We start from the raw sequence: 20941 nt of genomic DNA, 5'->3' as shown, positions 1-20941 counted from the left end.
TACTTATTAATTAAAATTTACACCTGAGTGTATGGGTTATTTTTTATGGTACTTGGCGCTAATCTAACAGATAAGGCTGTCGATAGCCGAACAATCCATCTTTTAACATATCGCGCCCGGAGCTATCGCCGCCAATTCCTTTAAATAGGAATTGAATCGCGATACCTGAATCAAATTCATCAGTACTTTGTAGGCCATCATCATCAAAACGACTGGTTAATTGACGTTGAGCTACGATGCGCAATGCCCAGCAACACGATTCGTATTGTAATCCTGTGTAGCTCTCGATGGTACGGTGACGATCGATATCTCGATACCATCGCCCAACCCAGTACCAGTCTTGGGCGATGGGCCAACTGGCTGTTAAGCCTAGTTGACTGACCTGTTCGCCAGATAAATCACGCACAAATCGATGGTTGATTTGCAGCATTTTGTCTCTAGCAAGCCGATACTCAAGGCCAACACTACTTCGTTCAACTTTGTCAGTTTGGGTGGATACTTGCACTTCACTGTGGGCTAACCACTTACTGCCGATGCGCCAGTCCAACTCTGCTGCTAAGGCTGAGCGGTCATCTTCTTTACTCGCTGCGGTGACCTTGTTGTCTTCAAGATAGAAAATCTGACCTAAGCTAAGTTTAAATTGTTCCCTATTATCTTCATCTATTATGCGAGATGTTACTCCTAGGGTCACTTGATTCTTATCGCTGATGCGGTCTAAGCCAGTGAATTCCTGCCCTCGAAACAATCCAGCAAAATCGTTAAACAAGCGTGTTGTGTCATACAAACCGATATCTGATTGGTCTTCATAACTGGTGTAAAGGTACTGGGCTCTGGGCTCTAGCGTTTGAGTGACGTTATCCCCAAACCAATGAGCTTGACGCTCAAAGACTAAGGCCCCGTATAGTTTTGCTTGGCCTAAGGTGCGTGACACATCACGAGACAGGTCAGTGCCCTCGATATCCTCTTGGCGATACACAGTATGCATTATTGAGGTTTCCGCTAAGAATTCCCCCCAACTGTTTTCTAAAGGTAAGCTAAGCGTCGGGGCGATATGTGCGCGGGTGGCCTTAGGGCTAGTACCATTAGCATTGTCGAAACGGGCTAGCTCAGAGTGAATATCAAATTTAAAGCCAGCGGGTAAATCGGTAACATAATCGAGTTTTAATTCGGGCAGCGCGCGGTAGGTGTCATCGTGATCACCTAAAATTTCAAAATCTCTAAGTTGCAAACTGACATTCAGTGCGTCGGAGTAATAATGCAAACCTAGGGTTCTAAACAGATGAGTATCCGCAGAGTTGTAATAATCAGAGCCCAAATCGACAATATAGTTGTCATCGCTTAAGCCGTTAAAATCTACATTCACTTCCCAATCGTCTGATAACGCACCTTTATGAGTGAAGCGATAAAAATAGCGATCCTCATTGGTCGTTGAATCGGAATCGTTGGGCAAGTACTCAATATCAATCTGGCCGCTGTTATTCTCAGTCAAATAACGAAATTCTGTCTTTAGCTGCAAACCACGCTTAGTCATGTATCTAGGGGTAATAGTCGCATCGTACTGCGGGTCTAGATTCAAATAATAGGGCTGTTCGTAAGCAAAACCTGTGCTGCTACTACTGCCGACTTGGGGGAACAATAAACCGGTTTCACGGGCATCGGTCACCGGAAACGAGTAGTAAGGTAAATAAAATATGGGAATATCTTGCACATAGAAGAACGCATTGCGCGCGACACCACGGGTTTCATCTGGTTTCACTGTGATGCTATCCGCGTGTACCAACCAATCTTCCTGACCTGTGGGGCACGTGGAGAACGTGACACCGTTTAACTCCAAGCCTTGGGTTTGGTCCACCACTAATAACTCTGCTTGACCACGAGCATTGAGGGTGGTCAATTCATATTGCGTATCGGCAATTTCCATGCGGTTATTCTGGGTATTAAGAAGCACTTTTTGGCTGGTCACGCTCAATTGAGGGTTTTGATAGCTCACATCCCCAGTGGCAATTAATTGCTGAGTAGTGCGGTCAATTTGCGCCTTATTGGCAATAATTTGTGAATCTTTGTTGGTTATTTCCACGTCTCCCTCAAATTCTGCGAAATTATCTTGCTGAATAGAGGTCATATTAGATATAACTTGAATTTGTCCGTTTGGCAGACGCTTCTCTACCACGAAAGTATTTGCAGGTGCTGGACATGTTTCTTGGGCTACAGCGCTAAGCGAGCACACAGAGAAACAGAGCACGTGAAGAGGTTGCTTAATTTTCATACGGTAGGGTAAAAAGGCAGCCTGATAATGGTTAAAGTCACGGGGGTTAAGCTCCAATTTTAAGGGTTTCACGCAGATTTGCTAGTAAACTTGCAAAAAAAGCGATATTTCGCCATTCTTCGCTGTCAATTTTTACCCCAACAAGAGGTCCTAAGTGAGCCCATTGGCACAAAGACAAGCACAACTGATGGATTGGATTAATCATTCCACACCTTATTTGTGTCAACAATTACACATGGTTTACGGTGATGCCAGCTTTAGGCGTTACTTTCGCTTCACCTTTGATGGTCGCAGCATTATTGCTGTTGATGCCCCACCTAAATTTGAAGATAGTCGTAAGTTTGCATTAGTCGCTGAGCTCTTTGCTGCTAACGGATTATGCGTGCCCGATATATTGGTCGCTGATCATGACTTAGGTTTTTATTGTCTCAATGATTTCGGTGATGAGCAATTGGCGCATCAATTAAACGAGCAAAGTTGCCATCAACTATATCCCAAGGCGTTAGCGCTGCTGCCAAAGGTACAGCAATGTACAACGACTACTCAAGCATCTTTGCCAGCCTATGATCACAAACTTTTTTCTCGTGAGTTTGAAATATTCACCCAGTGGTTATTAGATGTGCATTTGAGTTACCAAACCACGACCGAGCAACAGACTATGTTGAACGACACATTCAACGTGTTAGCGGATAGCTTTTTTGAGCAACCCAAGGTTGGCGTGCATCGAGATTTCCATTCGCGCAACCTGATGATGCTTGAAAGCGGTGATATCGGCGTGATTGATTTTCAAGATGCAGTGATTGGCCCCATTACTTATGACGCGGTGTCATTATTGCGCGACTGTTATCGGCGCTGGCCGGATGAATGGGTCAGCAATTGGCTAGAGGCATTTCAACAACAGTTTTACCCGCAATACTCCCTTGCTAAATTTACCCGTTGGTTTGATTTAACCGGTATGCAACGTCATGTGAAAGCCAGCGGCATATTCGCACGCCTTCATCACAGAGATGGTAAAAGTGACTATTTAGGCGATATTCCCCGCACCTTGGGTTACTTAGTTGATATTGGCAAAGGTTATCCTGAGCTTTATGGATTTGCTAAGTTTGTTGAAGATGAAGTTTTACCCAGTGTGTTGGCAATAGAAGATGCTGGAAAAGGGAAAGTGGTCTCACTCGCTCGCAGCAAAGGCTAGTAAAGTCGAACGTTAAAAGCTTGGATATGATAACGCGAGGTTATGACGAACAGTGGTTGTCACTAATAAAAGAATAAATACTGCGATGATTTTGGCGGCTGGGCGGGGTGAGCGCATGCGTCCATTAACAGATACCCTCCCAAAACCCTTGTTAGAAGTGCGCGGTAAGCCTTTGATTGAATACCACCTTGAACGTTTAGCCACAGCGGGTATCAAGCGCGTTGTGATCAATCACGCTTGGTTGGGCGATAAAATAGTGCAACGGCTCGGTGATGGTTCGCGTTTTAATCTAGAAATAATGTATTCAAAGGAAGAAACGGCACTTGAAACAGCAGGTGGCATAAAGCAAGCATTGCCACTGCTTAGTCAAGATAACCCGTCAGGTGCATTTTTAGTAGTCAATGGTGATGTTTTCACTGACTTTTCTTTTGTGAACATGCTTGATGAATTGTCGGCAAAATCTGCACTGCTTGCTAATGAGTTCCCCTTGGCCCACTTGATATTAGTGCCAAACCCCCCACACAATCCTGATGGCGATTTTTACCTACAGGGTGGTCGTGTGAGCAAAGTGCGACAGCAAGTCCCCCTGAATGAAACACCAACCTGCGACGGCCAGTGGGGTAAATACACTTTTAGCGGTATCGGAGTATACCGCAAGGCGTTGTTCGACAGCCTCACTCCAACGAGTTTGCGTTTAGCGCCGGTATTGGTCGATGCGATGGCCACTGAGTTAGTCAGTGGGGCCCTATTTGAAGGCCTGTGGATTGATATAGGCACGCCTGAGCGTTTGGCTCAATTAAATGCACAAGATTGAACGACTGAGTTCAAGAAATTAATTTTATGACAGGGTAAATAATGATTGGCAAGATTTTAGGTACCATTTTTGGTTTTATGTTTGGGCGTATCCCCGGTGCCATATTGGGTTTTATTGTTGGGCATATGTTCGACAAAGGCTATAGCCAAGACTTCAATCAAATGGGCGGCTTCAGTGGTTTTTTTACCAGCCAAGATGACTTTAAAAAGCAGGCAATCTTTTTTCATGCCCTGTTTTCAGTCATGGGACACATTGCCAAAGCAGACGGTAAAGTCAGCGATGTAGAGATCAAAATGGCCAGCGCCTTGATGGATCAAATGGGGCTGGAGGGAGATACCCGTAAAGAAGCTCAGCAGGCCTTTCGCGAAGGTAAAGAAGCAGACTTCGCCCTAAAAGACATCATTGTTGAATTGAAAGAGTCTTGCCATGGGCGCAGAGACATACTGCAAGTCTTTTTAGAGATTTTGATCCAAGCAGCCTACGTTGACGGTAAGCTCGATAAAGCAGAACAAAAAGTCCTTGAAACTGCAGCTTTGCATCTTGGCTTCAAACAAAACGAGCTATTGTATTTACTCTCTGTTTACGAAGCGGAAATACGTTTTCGCCAGCGTGGTGGTCAGCGAGATGGGCGATCGTCACACAGAGCACATCAGGGTAGCCAGTCGACTTATTCTACTCAGCAATCGTTGAATGATGCTTATCAAATATTGGGCGTGAGTGAGTCCGATGATGATAAAGCAGTTAAAAAAGCCTATCGCAAGCTTATGAGCGAAAACCACCCTGACAAACTGGTCTCCAAAGGCTTGCCGAAGCAGGCCTTAGAACTAGCAAAGAACAAAGCGCAAGATATACAAGCGGCGTATGAAATGATCAAAGAAAAGCGCGGCATGCGCTGATCGCTATAACCTTAAATCTCAACCTCTTGCTCTGAGTCACGATTCTTTTCGATGTTACGGTAGTTGCATTTATTGCAGCTACCGCTGACAAATCTGCCGTTTTCTGTGCACTATCAATGATAGCACTGGTATGTGTGTATCAAATCACCGTATAAATGTAACAAATGTAAAAGTGCTAGGCTTTTATATGAAACTTAATGAGAATGCTTCTTATTTGAAATCACAATAATCAATAGGGAGCTTTTCTTGAAAAAACGAGTATTCATAGGTGCAATATGCTCATTAGCCAGCGTGGGTGCACTAACCAGCACATTGGCATATGCAGATACTGATACAACAGAAACCGAAAGTACATCGGCCGTAGAGAAAATATCAGTTGTAGGGGCCGCCACCAATCTCAGCATTACCGCCGAAGATATAGAGCAATATCAAGCGAGTGATCTGGCGGATATCTTCCGTTATTCACCTTCTGTCAGTGTGGGTGGCTCAGTGGGCGTAGCGCAAAAGATTTATATTCGCGGTTTAGAAGATGCGTTTTTGAATGTCACGGTCGATGGGGCGCAGCAAACCTCTACCTTGTTTCACCATATTGGTCGGGTGACGATTGACCCAGACCTTTTACAACAAATTGATGTGCAGGCGGGGGCAGGGGAGGCCACCAGTGGTCCTGGTGCTATTGGAGGCTCAATTCGCTTTAAAACCAAAGATGCGCAAGACATGTTAAAGCCAGAAGAGCAATTTGGAGGCCGCGTTAAGGCAAACTACTTTTCAAATGACGGTACTCGCTACAGTGGCAGTCTTTACGGCAAATTAAGCGATTCTTGGGGGGTATTGGGTTATTACAGCACCATTGACCGAGACAACATGGAAGATGGTAACGGCAATGAGATATACGGTACCGCCGCAGATCAAGACATGGCGTTTTTGAAAGTTAGTGGTGATATCGCAGAAAATCAATTCTTGTCGTTAAGCGTTGAACAACGTGATGAAGAAGGCGAGTTTTCAGCGCGGCCTAATTGGGCTGTGCAAGAAGGTGATGCCCTTTATTCAAGTGAAGCTCAGCGTGACACCTACGTGGCTAACTACCGTTTTGCACACAGTGCGTTGGTTCACATCGAAGCAACCGCATACCAAACAGACTCTTCTTTTCGCGGTGGCCGTTTTGATTGGTTAGCAGAAATTGACACCTATGGTTACGATCTGCGCAATACCAGTGAAACTGGGCAGCATAAATTTGTTTACGGTATTGATTATCGTCACGATGAAGTGACTAGTGGATCTGCCCAAGGCGCGACTGAAAACGCCGAAGAAGGGAGTGTGCTTGGGATCTACGCTCAAGGTTACACTGATCTCACCCCAGAGTTATTGCTAAGTTACGGTGTTCGTTACGACGACTATGATTTTGAGCAAAACATCTTGATTGATGAATACTATGGTGAACCCGTCACCGACGTCGCATCGACATTGGATGACTCTGAAGTCAGTTTCAATGTGGGGCTCGCCTATGACTTAACCCAAGAGTGGACTGTCGGGTTAGGCTACGCCCAAGCCGCTAGAGGCAAGCAGATAGGTGATGGCTTTACCATAGACGGCTATCTCTATGATGGCTCAGATATACCGGTTGTTGCCAATGACCTAGTACCTGAAACCGTAGAAAATATCGAAGCGTCTGTTGAATACAATACTCATAATCTGAACGCTAAGCTTAGTGTTTATCGCTCTTCTTTGGATGACGTTATTTTTGAAGGATATGAAGGTAATGCTGTGTTTAACAATATCGGCACACTCGATACAAGTGGTGTTGAGTTTGATGTGGCATATCGTGTAAATGGAATCGATTTATTTCTTGGATTCTCCAGTGCAGATACTGAATTAAAGCCAAGAGACGACTTATACAGCGTCAGCTACTCATCAATTGATATTAACGGCTATGAATTTGTCGGCTTAGGAAACAGCCGAGGAAATACTTGGGTGGCGGGAGCGGACTACGACATCAACCCAGATATTAGCATTGGTGTGAGTGTAGCTAAAGTGGACTCTATTGATATTGACACCCTGCATCAAGCTGTAGATTTAGGTTGGACAGATGCCTTATATCGCTTAAATAAACCCAGTTACACTACAGTGGATATTTACGGAAAATGGCATATCACCAATAACTTGATGGTTAACTTAGCGGTCAGCAACTTATTCGATAAGTTATATATCGACCACTCAAGTGTGGGGGACTATAGCGAGGTATTTGCTACGGTTATTGGCCCATATGAAGCAGGTCGTGACGTTCGCTTGTCTGTCTCTTACGATTTTTAATCACCTAGTATTATCAATTTATGAGCAGTAATGTAATCAAGAGGTGGGTCTTTTGGGCCCATCTAGTGACGGGGCTGGTGGCAGGTCTGTTTGTCTTTTGTATGTCGTTTACTGGTGTGTTATTGACCTACGAGCGGCAAATTATTGAATTCAGCGAAATGCAATACGCCGTCGAGCCTGACACATCAGCTAGGCGCATCAGCACCGATGAGGTTGTTGATATCTTGCACCAACTCCATCCCAATGAGCATCATATATTTATCCGCTGGGTGAACAAAGAGGGTGCCGCTATACCTGCCTGGTCCGGTAAGAGCAGTTATTTACTGCACCCTTATACGGGAGAGGTGCTGCGAGACGGTGAGGGCGTGACGGCTGAGTTTTTCCACCAGGTGACCAACTTGCATCGCTATTTATTGCTTGCGGGAGATTCTCGCGCTATCGGCAAAAACATTACCGCTTACGCGAACCTAGTCTTTTTATTTTTACTGCTCAGCGGTCTGTATTTATGGCTACCGAAACGGTTTAATCGCACCGCTTTAAAACATGCATTTAGGTTACCAAAGCGTTATTCAAATACTCAGCATCGCTATCGACAATGGCACTTGGTTTTTGGAATTTGGTGCTTGCCCGCACTGTTTGTTATTGCGCTAACAGCCACCCTTTTTCATTTCACGTGGGCAAATGAAGCGCTCTATGGTGTGTTTGGGGAAAGTGTACCGCAACGAGAAACTCACCAAGCACCCACAAGTTTAGCGGCGGATGTTGTGCCTTACGAGACCTTGTTTCAATTTGCTATTGGGCACGCAAATGACAATGACTACGCTGATTGGCATTCCATGTGGTTGGAAATAGGAGAGGAGGAAAATGAGGCCCGTTTCTATATCGACAAAAGCATTGGTCACAGACAAGAGCTGGCGTATTCATTGTATTTTGATACTTCCAGCGGCGATATCAGTAAGGTATTGCGAAAATCAGACTGGTCCCGCGGAGGTCAAGCGTGGGGCACAGCTCGGTTTTTACACACAGGGGAATACTTCGGCGTAATAGGCCAGACTATTGCTGGCTTGGTGTCTTTAATGGCTTGCATTTTGGTGTACACAGGTATTTTACTGGCATGGCGACGATTGATAATTGCACCTCGACAAAGAAATACACCTACATAGATCAAGGTGACTCGTCACAAGAGCTTGAGCAAGGAAGCTCAACGCTGATTTCTAAGCCCAGTGGCGAGCCCTGTTCGTTACCGTCGTTTTTACTGTAATAGTTTGAGGCTTTTATGCTACCGCCTACTGCTGCAATCTGTCTGTGGGCTAACGCCAGTCCTAGGCCGAATCCACTAGGGTTGACAGTTCTATCTGATGGAGTATCTACCGATCTTGCTTTATCGACCCGGAAAAATGGCTTAAATATATCTGACAACATGCTTTGGGGGACACCTGGGCCTTGATCTCTAACGATCAAGAGGTAGCCGTTGTCACGCTGGCTTAAGGAGACTTTTACCTCGCTGCCTTTTGGCGTGTAACGCAAAGCATTGCGTATGATGTTTTCGATAGCTTGGCCTAAGGCTGTTTGGCTACTGTGGGACATTTTGCTTTGCGCGGGTAAGTCTGTTGTTAACAGACGATCCGGATACTCAAAGCGAGCATCTTCACAAATCACTTCTAATAACTCGACTAAGTCAAAATCATCCGTGTCGAGTCGTGGCGATTCATTATTCAGCCAAGCCAATGTGAGCGTGTCCTCTACCAAGTTGCGCATGGTAGCTGCTTCGTATCTTAAGCGTTCTAAGGCTTGTTTGGGGTTTATATTTTGCTCTACAAAATCTACCGCCATGTCGATTCGGGTCAAAGGAGTGCGTAATTCATGGGATAAGTCAGCGAGCAACTGCCTTTGATTGTAAATAAGCTTACTTATGCGCTGTGCCATATGATCGAATGTGGCAGCAAGGCGTGTTAACTCGTCGTCTCGATGGGATAAATAAGGTGAGACTCTTACATCGAGCTCTCCGCTACTGAACGCCTTCGTGGCATTTTCTAATTTTCGTAGCGGTGACATAACATGTTGATAAAGCACAAAGCTCAAAAGGCTGAGTAATAGTAAGGGTAGAGCAATTTGTAAAATGACTTTTGCGTAAATCAGAAATGCCCCAGGGCGCATGCGTTGTGGGAGTCGAATCAAAAAGTGGCTTGAGGCATCTGAAAAGGGGATCTCCATGGTGGGGTTGTCTTCAAAGTACAGGTGAATTTTCCACTCAACGCTTCGCCCCATTTGGAACCGATCAAGGTACTGGCTTTCTATGGTTGAACCAGCAAAAGGGGTGATATTTGTTCGCACCACAGCAGCCCAGGTATGCTCTTTTTGCTGCAACGCGCGTAGCCAACTTGCTAAGGCCGCTTCACCGTCGCGGCGTAAAATTTCTTCTGCCTCTTTACCATATTCAAGTAGCTGTTGTTGATGCTCAGGCGCGATGAAACTCATGCTGGTTTCAGTGTGATTTGTTAACCAACTCAATGCCCAAAAAAGTAACACTGTGCCCAACGCAATAAATGCGCAAAGACGCCAGAAAAGGGAGTTTTTCATGTAAATCGATAACCCTTACCGTGCATCGTCAGCAAGCGTTCCGGCGACATGCCCACCTCGACCAACTTTTTACGCACTCGGCTCAAGTGCATATCTAAACTTCTGTCATAACGACTAAAGGGCCTATCTAGCACACTGTGATAGAGAAATGCCTTGCTCATGATTTCATTTCTGTTTTCGATTAACACCCATAGTAATCGGAATTGGATTGGCGTCAGTTCAACGTCACAATCTGCAAAAAAAACCTGCTGTTTTATCCGATTAAGACGAAGTTTATCAATTTTCAATTCTGTCGTTTTCGTGATTGGCTCTACGCTGTGTTGACTGCGGCGCAGCAATGCTTCAATGCGCAGCATCATTTCGGTGAAATTAAACGGCTTGGGTAGGTAATCATCTGCGCCTTTTCGATAGCCTTCGATTCTCTCTTGTTCGGCACCACAGGCCGTGATCATCATAACCGGCGTTTGCTTGCTGCGACGTATTTGATTCAACACATTAAAACCATTGAGAGAGGGGAGCAAAACGTCGAGTAAAATGAGATCGAAGCTTTCCTGTAATGCACAGAGTAACCCCTTCTGCCCGTCTAAGCATTGGTGGGTATTGAAGCCTTTTTCTTCGAGTAATCTTGCGACTTGACCACTTAAGGTGGCATCGTCTTCGATAATCAAAATGCGCTGAGAGGACATGGCAGTACAGGGTAATGATTCAGTGTTTAGATGTTATTGATAATGATTCCTGTTTTCAAGTGTAATTCGTTGGCTATTTTTTAGCTTAGAGGGAAGTTTAGCTTTCAGTTGCTGTAAAACGGTCACATCTCAAAGACCGGTGAAGCATAGTGTGGCGTTGTTTTTGAAGTTTTTTTAAGCATTAAGTTAGGTAATTCAGTGGTTTGACCCGTCACAATATCGTCATATTTTTGCACTCAAATTGTAACGAGAAACGGTCACATTGTTGCGGTCTTTATAATCCTAAGAGAATACACACACATGAAAACAACCGCTAAAACACACTTAGCACTTTGCGTTGCTATGGCCATAGGTAGCCAATCTTTTATTAGCTCAGCAATTGCTCAAGAAACACCAGACGATGCTGCGATTGAAGAAATCACGGTTGTGGGTAAAAGCGTTTCTTACGCAAACAACCAAACGTCTGATGAGATGGCAAAGCAACAAAGCTCGTTGACCAGTGCCCTTGCAGTGATTGATAACCTACCGGGCGTGTTGATCAACGAAGGGGATACCTTTGGCTCAGATGATTGGTCTACCACTGTGTCTATTCGCGGTTTTCAATTAAGCCTGGATGAGCAGCAAATTGGTATCACCATTGATGGTATTGCTAACGGTAACTCAAACTATGGCGGCGGTGCTAAGGCTAACCGTTACATCGACACCGAAAACTTGGGCCGAGTTGAGGTATCTCAAGGGACCGGTGATATTGCATCGCGTTCAAACGAGGCCTTAGGCGGTACGCTTAACTTCACCACTATCGCTCCAGGCATGGAAGAGTCCATGGTGGTGAGTATTTCTGGTGGTAGTTTTGATGCACAGAAGTATTTCGTGCGCTACGAAACAGGCGAAATAGCACCTGATACCTACGCATGGTTCAGTGCGTCTAGCAGCGAAAACACTGATTGGGTAACCCAAACCGCTGAGAATAAGCGTGACCATTTAGCGGCTAAGTTTATGACGGTAGTGAGCGACGTTGATATCAAAGGGTATTTCTCGTGGGATGATGTGCACGAAGATAACTACCAGCGCGTCAGTCTAGCCCAGTTTGAACAAAACCCTGAGTCAGATGGTTTGTCGGGTGAGTGGGTGGGCATTCCTTATGTGGATCAGGTTTTTCGTCAGGCTTGGTCAAGCTTACGTGAAAACATGTTTGCCTATTTAAGTGCTGATTATAAAGCGGATAACGTTGAGATATCGGGCAATGTTTATTACCACGACAACGAAGGCCGTGGTGATTGGGCTCCTCAGTACATTGTTGATGTAAAAGAGGACGGTGATGGCGTGGCGCATTCAGAGCTTTCATCGGGGAATACCGTTTACGGTGGTAGTGCGATCCGCGAGCTTTTGTTTGTTAACGCCAACGGATTAGCCGTTAGCCCCATTGCCGGTTGTGAAAGCACGATCACCGCGCCGTATGGCGGTGCAGGCCCAGAATATGACCCAGGTTGTTATGCACAAGGTGCAATCCCCGTTGGTTCATACCGCCACACTCATTACGAGAAAGAGCGTTTCGGTTTTGACGCAGATTTTGCGTGGTACACACAAATAAATGATATGGACAACACCTTACGTGGTGGTATTTGGTACGAAGATTACAACCGTAAAGAATCACGTGATTGGCACAAAATCCTGGATTCTCGCTCAAGCTTTGAATTCGACCACACGCCTTATTGGGTGCAGTACGAACGTGAGTTCCCAGTAGAAACCTTAATGGTTTACGCAGAAGACGAGCTAGACATGGGCTGGGCCAGTATTCGCTTAGGCATGAAGCGCTTCTTCGTTGATTTAGAGCGCCAAGATAACTTTGACGCTGCTAACAAAGCAGAGCTCAATTCTGACTCAGACACACTATTCTCTGGTGGTATTGTGGCGCAAACGCCAATTGATGGCTTAGAAGTCTTCGCCGGTTACGCTGAGAATTTTGCCGCGATTAAAGACACAGTGCTTGAGCGCGACGCTTCAACGTTGACCCAAGTTGAACCTGAAACCGCTGAAAATGTGGATGTGGGTTTACGTTACGTATCACAAAATATCAATGCGAGCTTAACCTACTACAGCATCAAGTTTGATAACCGCTTAACCTTTATCGCCCCTGATTCGCCAGATGGTATTGATTACCTAATCGGTACTAACGGTAGCTACGTTAACGTGGGCGGCATCGAGTCTTCAGGTTTTGAAGCGTCATTATCATTCAATGTGACCGATGAATTGTCAGTGTATAGCTCATATACCTTCAACGATTCAGAGTACACAGATGGTTCAATCGACTTCCCTGAAGGTAACACCGTATTTGGTTCACCTGAGAATATGGCAGTTGTGTCACTTGATTGGACACGGGGAAACTACTTCATAGGTTCGTCAACCAAATGGGTAGATGACCGTTTCATCGATGCTGCTAATACCCAAGTGGCAGAGGCGTATTTAGTCACTGATTTTTATGCCGGAGTCAGCCTTGATGCACCTATTCAAGGTGTTGATTCAATCGATTTACGCTTCACCGTAAATAATATGTTTGACGAAAGTTACTTGGGGGGTATTGCAGGTCAATCAGCTTGGATTGGCGCACCGCGCACCGCTGCATTTAACGCACAAGCACGTTTCTAAGTGTACAGCTAGGTTGTACTCGTGCAATCAATAGAAATGGCGAGCTTCGGCTCGCCTTTTTCGTATATTAAAACGAGTCGCGAAACGAGTGTCGAAACAAATATCGAAACGAGCAAGCAATAACAAATAACGAGCAAACAGAGTCTCAGCATCGCTTTAAGGAACGTTTATGTCATTCAACCAACCTGTTAAATCCATCATGAAAATAGTCATTTTATGTCAGGCCTTGTTTATCTTAACGCTCAGCGCACCTGTTCGGGCTGCGGATAATCTCCTTATCATCAGTATCGACGGTTTACGCTGGCAAGAGGTCTTTCGCGGCTATGACGCTAATCTGTTAGCCCAGCCTGAATTTGAAAAGCACAAAAAATCTATCCGCCACGATCTAGGTGCAAAAACAGCAAACGAGAGGCGTCACAAATTAATGCCGTTTTTGTGGAATGTTATGGCAAAGCAAGGAGTAGTGATAGGTAATAGAGATAAGCAATCGGCTATGAAGGTCGGCAACACTTGGTGGTTTTCGTATCCTGGTTACAACGAAATACTGACCGGCAAGGCAGACGAGCGGATTGATTCAAACAACCCCTTAGCAAACCCAAATATGACTATTTTAGAGTGGCTTAATCAGCAAGAAAGCCATCAAAACAATGTGGCTGCATTTGGCAGTTGGGATGTGTTTCCTGCCATTATCAATCAAGAGCGCAGCAAACTGCCGATAAATGCCGGGTTTATGTCAGCCGACTGGAGCGGGCTAAGCGCCAAAGCGAAATGGTTGAATGAGCTACAAAAAGACATTCCCAGCCCATGGCATAACGTGCGCCTTGATGCATTCACCGTGGGTTTTGCCCAAGAGTATATTCAAGCCAAACAACCAAGCGTGATTTATGTGGCACTCGGTGAGACAGATGACTTCGCCCACGACGGAGATTACCCAGCATACTTGCGCTCTGCACATCAAAGCGATGTGTTTATTGAACGCTTATGGGGTATGTTGCAAACCATACCTAAATACCAAGGTAACACTAATTTACTGGTAACCGTTGATCACGGTCGTGGGAATAGCATCGAAACGTGGCAACACCACGCAAGTCCAAAAGCAACTCAGGGGTATTTGGGCGGTCTAGCCAAGCATAAAGAAGGCATAGCAGGTTCGAACCAAGTGTGGATGGCTGCTTTAGGGCCTGATATCCAGCCAACGGGAGAGGTGAGGCATAGTGAAACCTACGGGCTAGATCAAATCGCTGCGACGGCGTTAATATTGTTAGACCAAAACCCTGATGAATATGCCAAAATCAATGGCGAGCCAATAGGTGAAGCCTTGCCTATTTTGAAACCCAAACAAGCTCACAATGAAACTATTAAAAATTGATTATAAATATATGAAAAGCCAAATTCAGATGATACCTCTCATGTCACTTATTGCGACGCTTGCCCTAGTTAGCCTAAGTGCGTTAGCTGAGCAAAAAACGTCACCACAAATGAACCCCAGTCGCCAGAGTTTTAAAGTGGTCGTTGGCTCGTGCTTGCATCAAGACAAAGTCCAGCCAATTTGGCAGCCTATGCTACAAGAGCATGCCGACCTATTTATGCTCCTCGGTGACAATATTTACGGTGATACTGAAGACATGGCTGAACTAGAAGCAAAATATAAAAAACAATGGTCAACGCCTGGCATGCAAAAAATGCTGGCGAGCACGCCAACCATTGGTATATGGGATGATCATGATTTTGGTGAAAATGATGCAGGCAAAGCATATCCGCAAAAAGAGGCTTCTCGGCAGATTATGCTCGACTATTTTAATGAGCCAAAAGACAGTATTAGGCGCCGCCGAGATGACGGTATTTATACCAGTTACTTTTATGGTGACACCCCCCATCGGGTGCAAGTCATCATGCCAGATTTACGTTGGAATCGAGACGATTTAAAACACGTGACTCGCGTAGAATATATGCTGGAGAAGAAACCGAACAATCAGGGGCCTTATGTGCCGCATACTGATCCTGGCCACAAAATGCTGGGTGATAAGCAGTGGGCATGGTTAGAGGAGGAATTGCAAAAACCAGCTGATATGCGCATTTTAGCTTCAAGTTTGCAGCTTTTACCCGAATTTAGTGGCTGGGAGTCTTGGGCTAACTTTCCCCAAGAGCGCCAGCGCTTACTCAGCATGTTAGATTCTTTGGAGATTAACAATTTAGTGATTGTCAGTGGCGATACGCATTGGAGCGAACTGAGCCAAGTTAAGCGAAAAAATGGCACATCGTTATGGGAGATGACCTCGTCAGGCTTAACAGAAGAGTGGAAACAAGTTAGCCCGAATAAACACCGTGTGGGTAGCAGTTTTTCAAAAGCAAACTACGGCGTATTGGACATCCAATTTGACGAAAAGGCAGTGCGCGTCACCATGAGTGTAAAAGACGATACTGGCGAAGTGAAAATGCAGCAGGTGCTGTCACTGCATTAACCAAAGTCCATACTCCATATTGTTGGCTCGACGGCTCATTGGGATAACTGAGCCAGTGGCAATTGCAGTGTTAATCGAGTTCGTCAGCCTAATATGTTGGCTAAATCACTAAGCTATAAACCAGTCATACATCATTCTGCCGGGGGTAAAGGTAAAGCCCCCGGCAATCAAAATTGCCCCCACATAAAGCAGGATCATACTGCGTTTATGCTTCGCAATATTCCCTTTTCGTACAGCGAAATAGGCACTCGGTACGGCGTATAGTACTAGCAGGCTAAACAGGTGTACGTATCCAAAGTGGCCAATCAGTACGGGGCCCACCACAGGGGCCATAAAAAGCGTGATAATGGCAGTAACGAGCATCAAGCTCATATATATTTTACCCAGCAGGCGATGGGTTGGTGTCCCCTTGCGATTGGCCAATAAATAGGTGCCAATCAAAAAGGCCGGTACTACAGTGGCGAGGTGAAAGTAGGCAAGTTGTACATATGTCATGTTGTTCCTGTTCCTTGGACAATGGGGGTGCTTTCTAGGGGACTTAAATTCGAAGCAGAATCATAATGACATCTACTTGAAAACAAAAGCCTAAACACAAAAAAGCCCACTGTTTTGTGATTGAAAACAATGGGCTAGTGCACAAAAAGCTGACGTTAAACTGCGTCGAACGCCTGCTTTAAGTCAGCTTGTATATCATCAATGTGCTCAATACCTATGCACAAGCGCAGCATTTCTGGGCTCACGCCAGCGCTTTTTAGCTCATCTTCATTTAGCTGGCGATGGGTGGTTGAGGCAGGGTGACAAGCCAGTGTTTTCGTGTCGCCGATGTTCACCAAACGCTTAATCAATTTAAGGGCATCGTAAAACTTAACGCCCGCTTCAAAACCGCCTTTAATACCAAACGTCATTAACGATGAAGGACGACCATTAAAATACTTTTTGGCCATCGGATAATACTTATCGCCCTCAAGGCCTGCATAACTCACCCATTCTACTTTCGGGTGGGCTTTTAAGTACTCGGCTACGGCTATGGCGTTGTCGCAGTGACGCTCCATCCGCAGGGGCAGTGTTTCCATGCCTTGCATTAACATAAAAGCGTTCATCGGGGAGAGAGCGGCGCCTGTATTGCGAAGGGGCACAGTACGTGCTCGCGCTACAAACGCCGCGGCGCCAAACTCCCGGGTGTATACTACGCCGTGATAAGCAGGCTCAGGCTCATTAAGCATAGGGAAGCGCTCTTTGTGCTCAGCCCATGGAAATTTACCTGAATCAACAATGATACCGCCCAACGAATTGCCGTGGCCGCCCATGTATTTCGTTAACGAATGCAACACAATATCTGCACCGTATTCAATCGGGTTTAAAAGTGCCGGTGTGGCCACAGTGTTATCCACCATCAAGGGAACGCCGTGCTCATGTGCCATATTGGCAATAGGTTCGATATCGACGATATTGCCCGCTGGGTTACCTATGGTTTCGCAAAATACCGCTTTGGTTTTTTCGTCCATTAATTTAGCCAAATCTTCGGCTTTATCAGATTCTGCGAAGCGTACTTCGATGCCTTGCTTAGGCAGTAAATGAGCAAATAACGTGTAGGTACCACCATAAAGCTGCGGGGTGGCCACTATGTTATCGCCCGCTTCAGCGATGGTTAAAATAGCGTAGTTAATGGCAGCACTGCCTGCTGAAACGACCAGCGCTGCAACGCCACCTTCGAGCGCAGCAACACGTTTTTCAAGCACGTCCCACGTGGGGTTCATAATGCGCGTGTAGATATTGCCAGGCACGGCCAAATCGAATAAGTCTGCGCCGTGTTGGGCATCATCAAACTCATAGGCAACGGTTTGATAAATGGGTACCGCACAGGCTTTTGTTGTGGGATCGGTTTCGTACCCTTCGTGGATACAGATAGTTTCCTTTTTCATGCTCAATCTCCTCTTCTAAAGTCGCTTGCTAAATTACGTTATCAATTCATTCACATTACCAAATGTTTCTCCAAAAATGACACCTTTATCAGAATTTTCTGCGCTAAATTAGAACCGCGATAGTGATTGTTGTTCCTAACGTCATCGAATGATGTAAAACTGGGTTATTGTTAGGGATAAGAAGTACCCCACGCGCCTATCCCTGAAGTCCTAACTCAAGAGCAACGCTGAATAACAAGCGTCAACACGAGGTGAAATTTGAAGTTTATTATTAGTTTAATCCTGTTTCTTAGTGTGAGCTGCACTCAAGCGCAGGCTTATACGCATGAGTTTACCGAGGCTGAGCTGCAAGAGATGGTGAGTTCTATCATGCCGATGACCAGAACTAAGTTTTTCGTCACTATGACCTTATCAGAGCCGCGCCTGAACTTGCTAGATGAGACCAATGAAATTGGCCTTGGGGCGAATATTAAAGCCAGTGCCTTGGGCAGGTATAGTGGCTCAGGCAGCTCATATATTACCGGTAGCCTAGCGTATAATCAGGAGCAAGGCGCACTGTATTTTACCAACGCCAAATTGGTGGAGCTAAACCTGAACAAAGTGTCAGACAAGCAGCAAAACGACATCAGAAAATTACTGCAATCTGTGGTCGGTACCATATTAGCGTCGCGACCTATTTACGTGTTGGATGATGGCGACTTGAAGCAAAAATTAGCCAAAGCGACGTTAGAGTCACTCGAGGTGAAAGACAAAAAACTGATCATCACCCTAAGTGCGTTTTAATGCACAGTGAGTGCTTTTTACCGCACGGTGAGCGCTTTCTACCGCACGGTGAGGCCTCTTACTGCAAAGCGGCAGCGCTGTCATCATTCGAACACATGCATAGTCGGTTAGCTTGTGCGCATAACTTTGGCTGTAAAGCGTACATCGAATGTTAAAATCTACTGGAGAATCACGAATGTCATTCGCATTTTTACCTTTTTATAGCTTATCTAAGCAAAGCTTGTGCTCCGTTAGTGTGCTCGCTTTTGCCTTGGGATTCTGTGCTCCTGTTTCTGCACAAACTCCCCCAAGCGAGCGCTCAGGTCTACAACCAGAATCGACTAAGTCCCAATGGGGAATAGGGGTCGGCGCCTTTAGCCAACAGTTAGGCATAAAAGACATCGACAGAAACACCAATGTTATCCCATTTATCAGCTATGAAAATCGCTATATCCGTTGGTTTGGACCGAACCTCGACGTTAAGCTACCTAGCCTGCAAATAAATGATGCGCAACGCATCGCTTTTACCTTATCAGCTGGCTATGACTTTAGCGGATATGATGATGACGATATTGAAGATACGCCAATTCTGCAGGGCATGGACGAACGTGATGGTGGCTTTGTGATTGGCGCCAGAGCCCAGTGGCAAACCCCTGTTGTTAATGTTAGCGCTAAATGGACGAGTGACGTTTCAGGCGACCGAGATGGTAGTACCTTTAGCTTGGGGCTCGATAAAAGATGGATGCTCGGCCAGCAAGTCATGTTATCACCGAGAATTGTTGCCACCTGGCTAGATGAAAGCTACGTGGATTACCAATACGGCGTGCGTGCCAATGAAGCGACCTCAGAGCGACAAGCGTATAGTGGCGATTCAACGATAAACATTGAACTAGGCCTACGCACAGCATACTTGTTTAGCAGACAGAGTTCGATTTTCATTGATGCCAGTATTATCAGTCTAGGTGATGAAATTAAAGACAGCCCGTTAGTGGACAGCTCCACTGAAAACAGGCTGATGTTCGCTTATTTATATAAGTTCTGAGTAATCAGGTTTGAGCATTTGAATACCGCGAACGCTTAGCTTATTTGATTGTGTAATCGTTCATGATGCAGTAAAGGCTAGCGTTATTTTGAGCGAACCACTCTAGCTTGCTCGGTATTGCCATTGGGCTTTACTGAGCGAGTTGTCAGCCTTAAAAAGTAACTGGGCGTGTGTTTTCGCCAGTGAGGCAAAGCCGGGCATCCGAGAAGCTAGCATCTGGGGATTAATAGCCTTTGGCTAAGTGTCGAGATGAAATTTCGAGGATGTTTCTCGCCTAGTTTTTAGAAAGCATCTATTTGTTACCCGTAGCAATACACTCATAATTATCACGAAAGTATGTGACTTATCACTATTGGTTAACATTGGTCGTCACGCCCTTTTGTTTGAAAAACAACCTGTCTAGACTGACTTGGTTCATTACTAAACAGGCGACTAACTTCAATGAAAGCACTACTCATAATCCCTATTTCCGCGTTAGTACTGTCTGGTTGTGCTTCAGCAGTTAAGCGCCATGAATTGGCTGCAGAGCATTTAAATAAAGCAGTAGATTGCGAGGAAGCGCACGGGCATATCGCCTCACTTGAATCCCATAAAACAACCGCTAGTGAAAAACTAGTTAATGGGGTGGCGTCTGTGCTGCCAACCTCCATTTTATTAAACGTGATTCTAGGGGAGTTCACTAGCCGAGCGGCCATTGCGACCGGTGCGTTTGATTCAAAAGTCGACACTAAAATTAGTGACATAGAGCGCGACTGTATGCTCAGTGATAAAGGAACAAAAGTGATGTTGGTAAAACAATAATAGGGATTAGCTTGAAAATAATAGGTGCTCAGAGCCACTGATGCTCTTGAGCCGATACTTATGAGTTTAAGTCACTCAAGTGCTATGTCTTATCCACAATTGTCTTTATATCGGTTTTATATACTGGTTTTGTTGTTTGGTTTTACAGTAGGATAAAGCGAACAATAAAAATAAAAGGCAGACAGCATGAAAAAATCACTTAGTTGGGCAAATTCTTTAGATTGGTTTTTGGCGCTGTTGGCTTTATTGGCGGGCTTAGCGGTACTGCAAACATTCGTGATTGGTAAGCATTACATCATTCCTAGCGTATTATTGGTGGTCACTGTACTTCTAGGTAACTTGGCTTGGTATGGGTTAACGCAAACAAATTGGGCAAAAAGGGTGAATTTTTGGTGTGGCTTTTTGCTTACTTCACATGGCTTATTCGCTTTGTTTTGGTCTAAGAAATATCGTGAAGTATTGGGCGATCAGTTTGAGTTAGTGTGCGGCGCAGTCACTTTAGTATTTCTCTTGTTGACTTGGATGTATGCCAAGCGCAACAGCTTGTTTATTAAGGACTAAG

General features: G+C 45.3%; 17 protein-coding genes. 12 read left to right on the top strand and 5 right to left on the bottom strand.

The features are described 5' to 3' along the window. Positions 1–58: 58 nt before the first annotated feature. Positions 59–2323 (bottom strand): LPS-assembly protein LptD, encoded by a 2265-nt coding sequence (locus AC0VYA_RS17235; RefSeq protein ID WP_475491086.1) that lies wholly within the window; start codon positions 2321–2323, stop codon positions 59–61. Positions 2324–2420: 97 nt separating this feature from the next. Between AC0VYA_RS17235 and AC0VYA_RS17230 the strand changes: the two genes are divergently transcribed. From AC0VYA_RS17230 to AC0VYA_RS17210, 5 genes are all read left to right on the top strand, one after another. Continuing rightward, a complete protein-coding gene (locus AC0VYA_RS17230) occupies positions 2421–3458 on the top strand; it encodes an aminoglycoside phosphotransferase family protein (RefSeq protein WP_475489078.1) in 1038 nt (345 codons plus the stop codon). 85 nt (positions 3459–3543) lie between these two features. Then, complete coding sequence (gene murU / locus AC0VYA_RS17225; protein ID WP_475489077.1) at positions 3544–4272, top strand: N-acetylmuramate alpha-1-phosphate uridylyltransferase MurU; 729 nt, start codon at positions 3544–3546, stop codon at positions 4270–4272. Positions 4273–4313: 41 nt separating this feature from the next. Then, positions 4314–5168, top strand: a complete 855-nt coding sequence (djlA, locus tag AC0VYA_RS17220; protein WP_011576150.1) for a co-chaperone DjlA — start codon at positions 4314–4316, stop codon at positions 5166–5168. Between the two features lie 246 nt (positions 5169–5414). Continuing rightward, a complete protein-coding gene (locus tag AC0VYA_RS17215) occupies positions 5415–7478 on the top strand; it encodes a TonB-dependent receptor (protein ID WP_475489076.1) in 2064 nt (687 codons plus the stop codon). Positions 7479–7498: 20 nt separating this feature from the next. Next, on the top strand, positions 7499–8641 hold the full coding sequence (locus AC0VYA_RS17210; protein WP_475489075.1) for a PepSY-associated TM helix domain-containing protein: 1143 nt from the start codon (positions 7499–7501) through the stop codon (positions 8639–8641). 1 nt (position 8642) lies between these two features. Here AC0VYA_RS17210 and AC0VYA_RS17205 read toward each other — a convergent pair whose 3' ends face one another. Beyond that, positions 8643–10058, bottom strand: a complete 1416-nt coding sequence (locus AC0VYA_RS17205) for a sensor histidine kinase (RefSeq protein WP_475489074.1) — start codon at positions 10056–10058, stop codon at positions 8643–8645. Then, complete coding sequence (locus AC0VYA_RS17200; protein ID WP_011576146.1) at positions 10055–10744, bottom strand: response regulator transcription factor; 690 nt, start codon at positions 10742–10744, stop codon at positions 10055–10057. Before AC0VYA_RS17200 ends, AC0VYA_RS17205 begins: the two co-directional genes overlap by 4 nt. 300 nt (positions 10745–11044) lie before the next feature. Here AC0VYA_RS17200 and AC0VYA_RS17195 point away from each other — a divergent pair, with 300 nt between their 5' ends. The 3 genes from AC0VYA_RS17195 to AC0VYA_RS17185 all read left to right on the top strand — a co-directional run bounded on the left by AC0VYA_RS17195 (position 11045) and on the right by AC0VYA_RS17185 (position 15852). Next, on the top strand, positions 11045–13390 hold the full coding sequence (locus AC0VYA_RS17195; protein WP_475489073.1) for a TonB-dependent receptor domain-containing protein: 2346 nt from the start codon (positions 11045–11047) through the stop codon (positions 13388–13390). A gap of 169 nt (positions 13391–13559) precedes the next feature. Continuing rightward, positions 13560–14759: a phosphoglyceromutase gene (locus tag AC0VYA_RS17190; protein ID WP_475489072.1), complete on the top strand. Its 1200-nt coding sequence runs from the start codon at positions 13560–13562 to the stop codon at positions 14757–14759. 10 nt (positions 14760–14769) lie between these two features. Beyond that, positions 14770–15852: an alkaline phosphatase D family protein gene (locus tag AC0VYA_RS17185; RefSeq protein ID WP_475491085.1), complete on the top strand. Its 1083-nt coding sequence runs from the start codon at positions 14770–14772 to the stop codon at positions 15850–15852. A gap of 108 nt (positions 15853–15960) precedes the next feature. Here AC0VYA_RS17185 and AC0VYA_RS17180 read toward each other — a convergent pair whose 3' ends face one another. Beyond that, the gene (locus tag AC0VYA_RS17180) at positions 15961–16347 is read right to left on the bottom strand and encodes a DUF2306 domain-containing protein (protein ID WP_475489071.1); all 387 of its coding nucleotides are present in this window, start codon (positions 16345–16347) and stop codon (positions 15961–15963) included. A 155-nt stretch (positions 16348–16502) separates the two neighbouring features. After that, positions 16503–17774: an O-acetylhomoserine aminocarboxypropyltransferase/cysteine synthase family protein gene (locus tag AC0VYA_RS17175; protein ID WP_475489070.1), complete on the bottom strand. Its 1272-nt coding sequence runs from the start codon at positions 17772–17774 to the stop codon at positions 16503–16505. A gap of 258 nt (positions 17775–18032) precedes the next feature. Here AC0VYA_RS17175 and AC0VYA_RS17170 point away from each other — a divergent pair, with 258 nt between their 5' ends. From AC0VYA_RS17170 to AC0VYA_RS17155, 4 genes are all read left to right on the top strand, one after another. After that, positions 18033–18557 carry a DUF1439 domain-containing protein gene (locus AC0VYA_RS17170; protein WP_475489069.1) on the top strand — a complete coding sequence of 175 codons (525 nt, stop codon included), beginning with the start codon at positions 18033–18035 and terminating at the stop codon, positions 18555–18557. A 175-nt stretch (positions 18558–18732) separates the two neighbouring features. Then, complete coding sequence (locus AC0VYA_RS17165) at positions 18733–19578, top strand: MipA/OmpV family protein (RefSeq protein WP_475489068.1); 846 nt, start codon at positions 18733–18735, stop codon at positions 19576–19578. A gap of 441 nt (positions 19579–20019) precedes the next feature. Further along, the gene (locus AC0VYA_RS17160; protein ID WP_473475625.1) at positions 20020–20379 is read left to right on the top strand and encodes a hypothetical protein; all 360 of its coding nucleotides are present in this window, start codon (positions 20020–20022) and stop codon (positions 20377–20379) included. Positions 20380–20565: 186 nt separating this feature from the next. Then, positions 20566–20940: a hypothetical protein gene (locus AC0VYA_RS17155; RefSeq protein WP_473475622.1), complete on the top strand. Its 375-nt coding sequence runs from the start codon at positions 20566–20568 to the stop codon at positions 20938–20940. The last annotated feature ends 1 nt before the right edge of the window (position 20941 follow it).

Source organism: Paraglaciecola sp. QJM3NY_14 (assembly GCF_056173245.1).
This window is presented reverse-complemented; position numbering and strand designations above follow the sequence as displayed.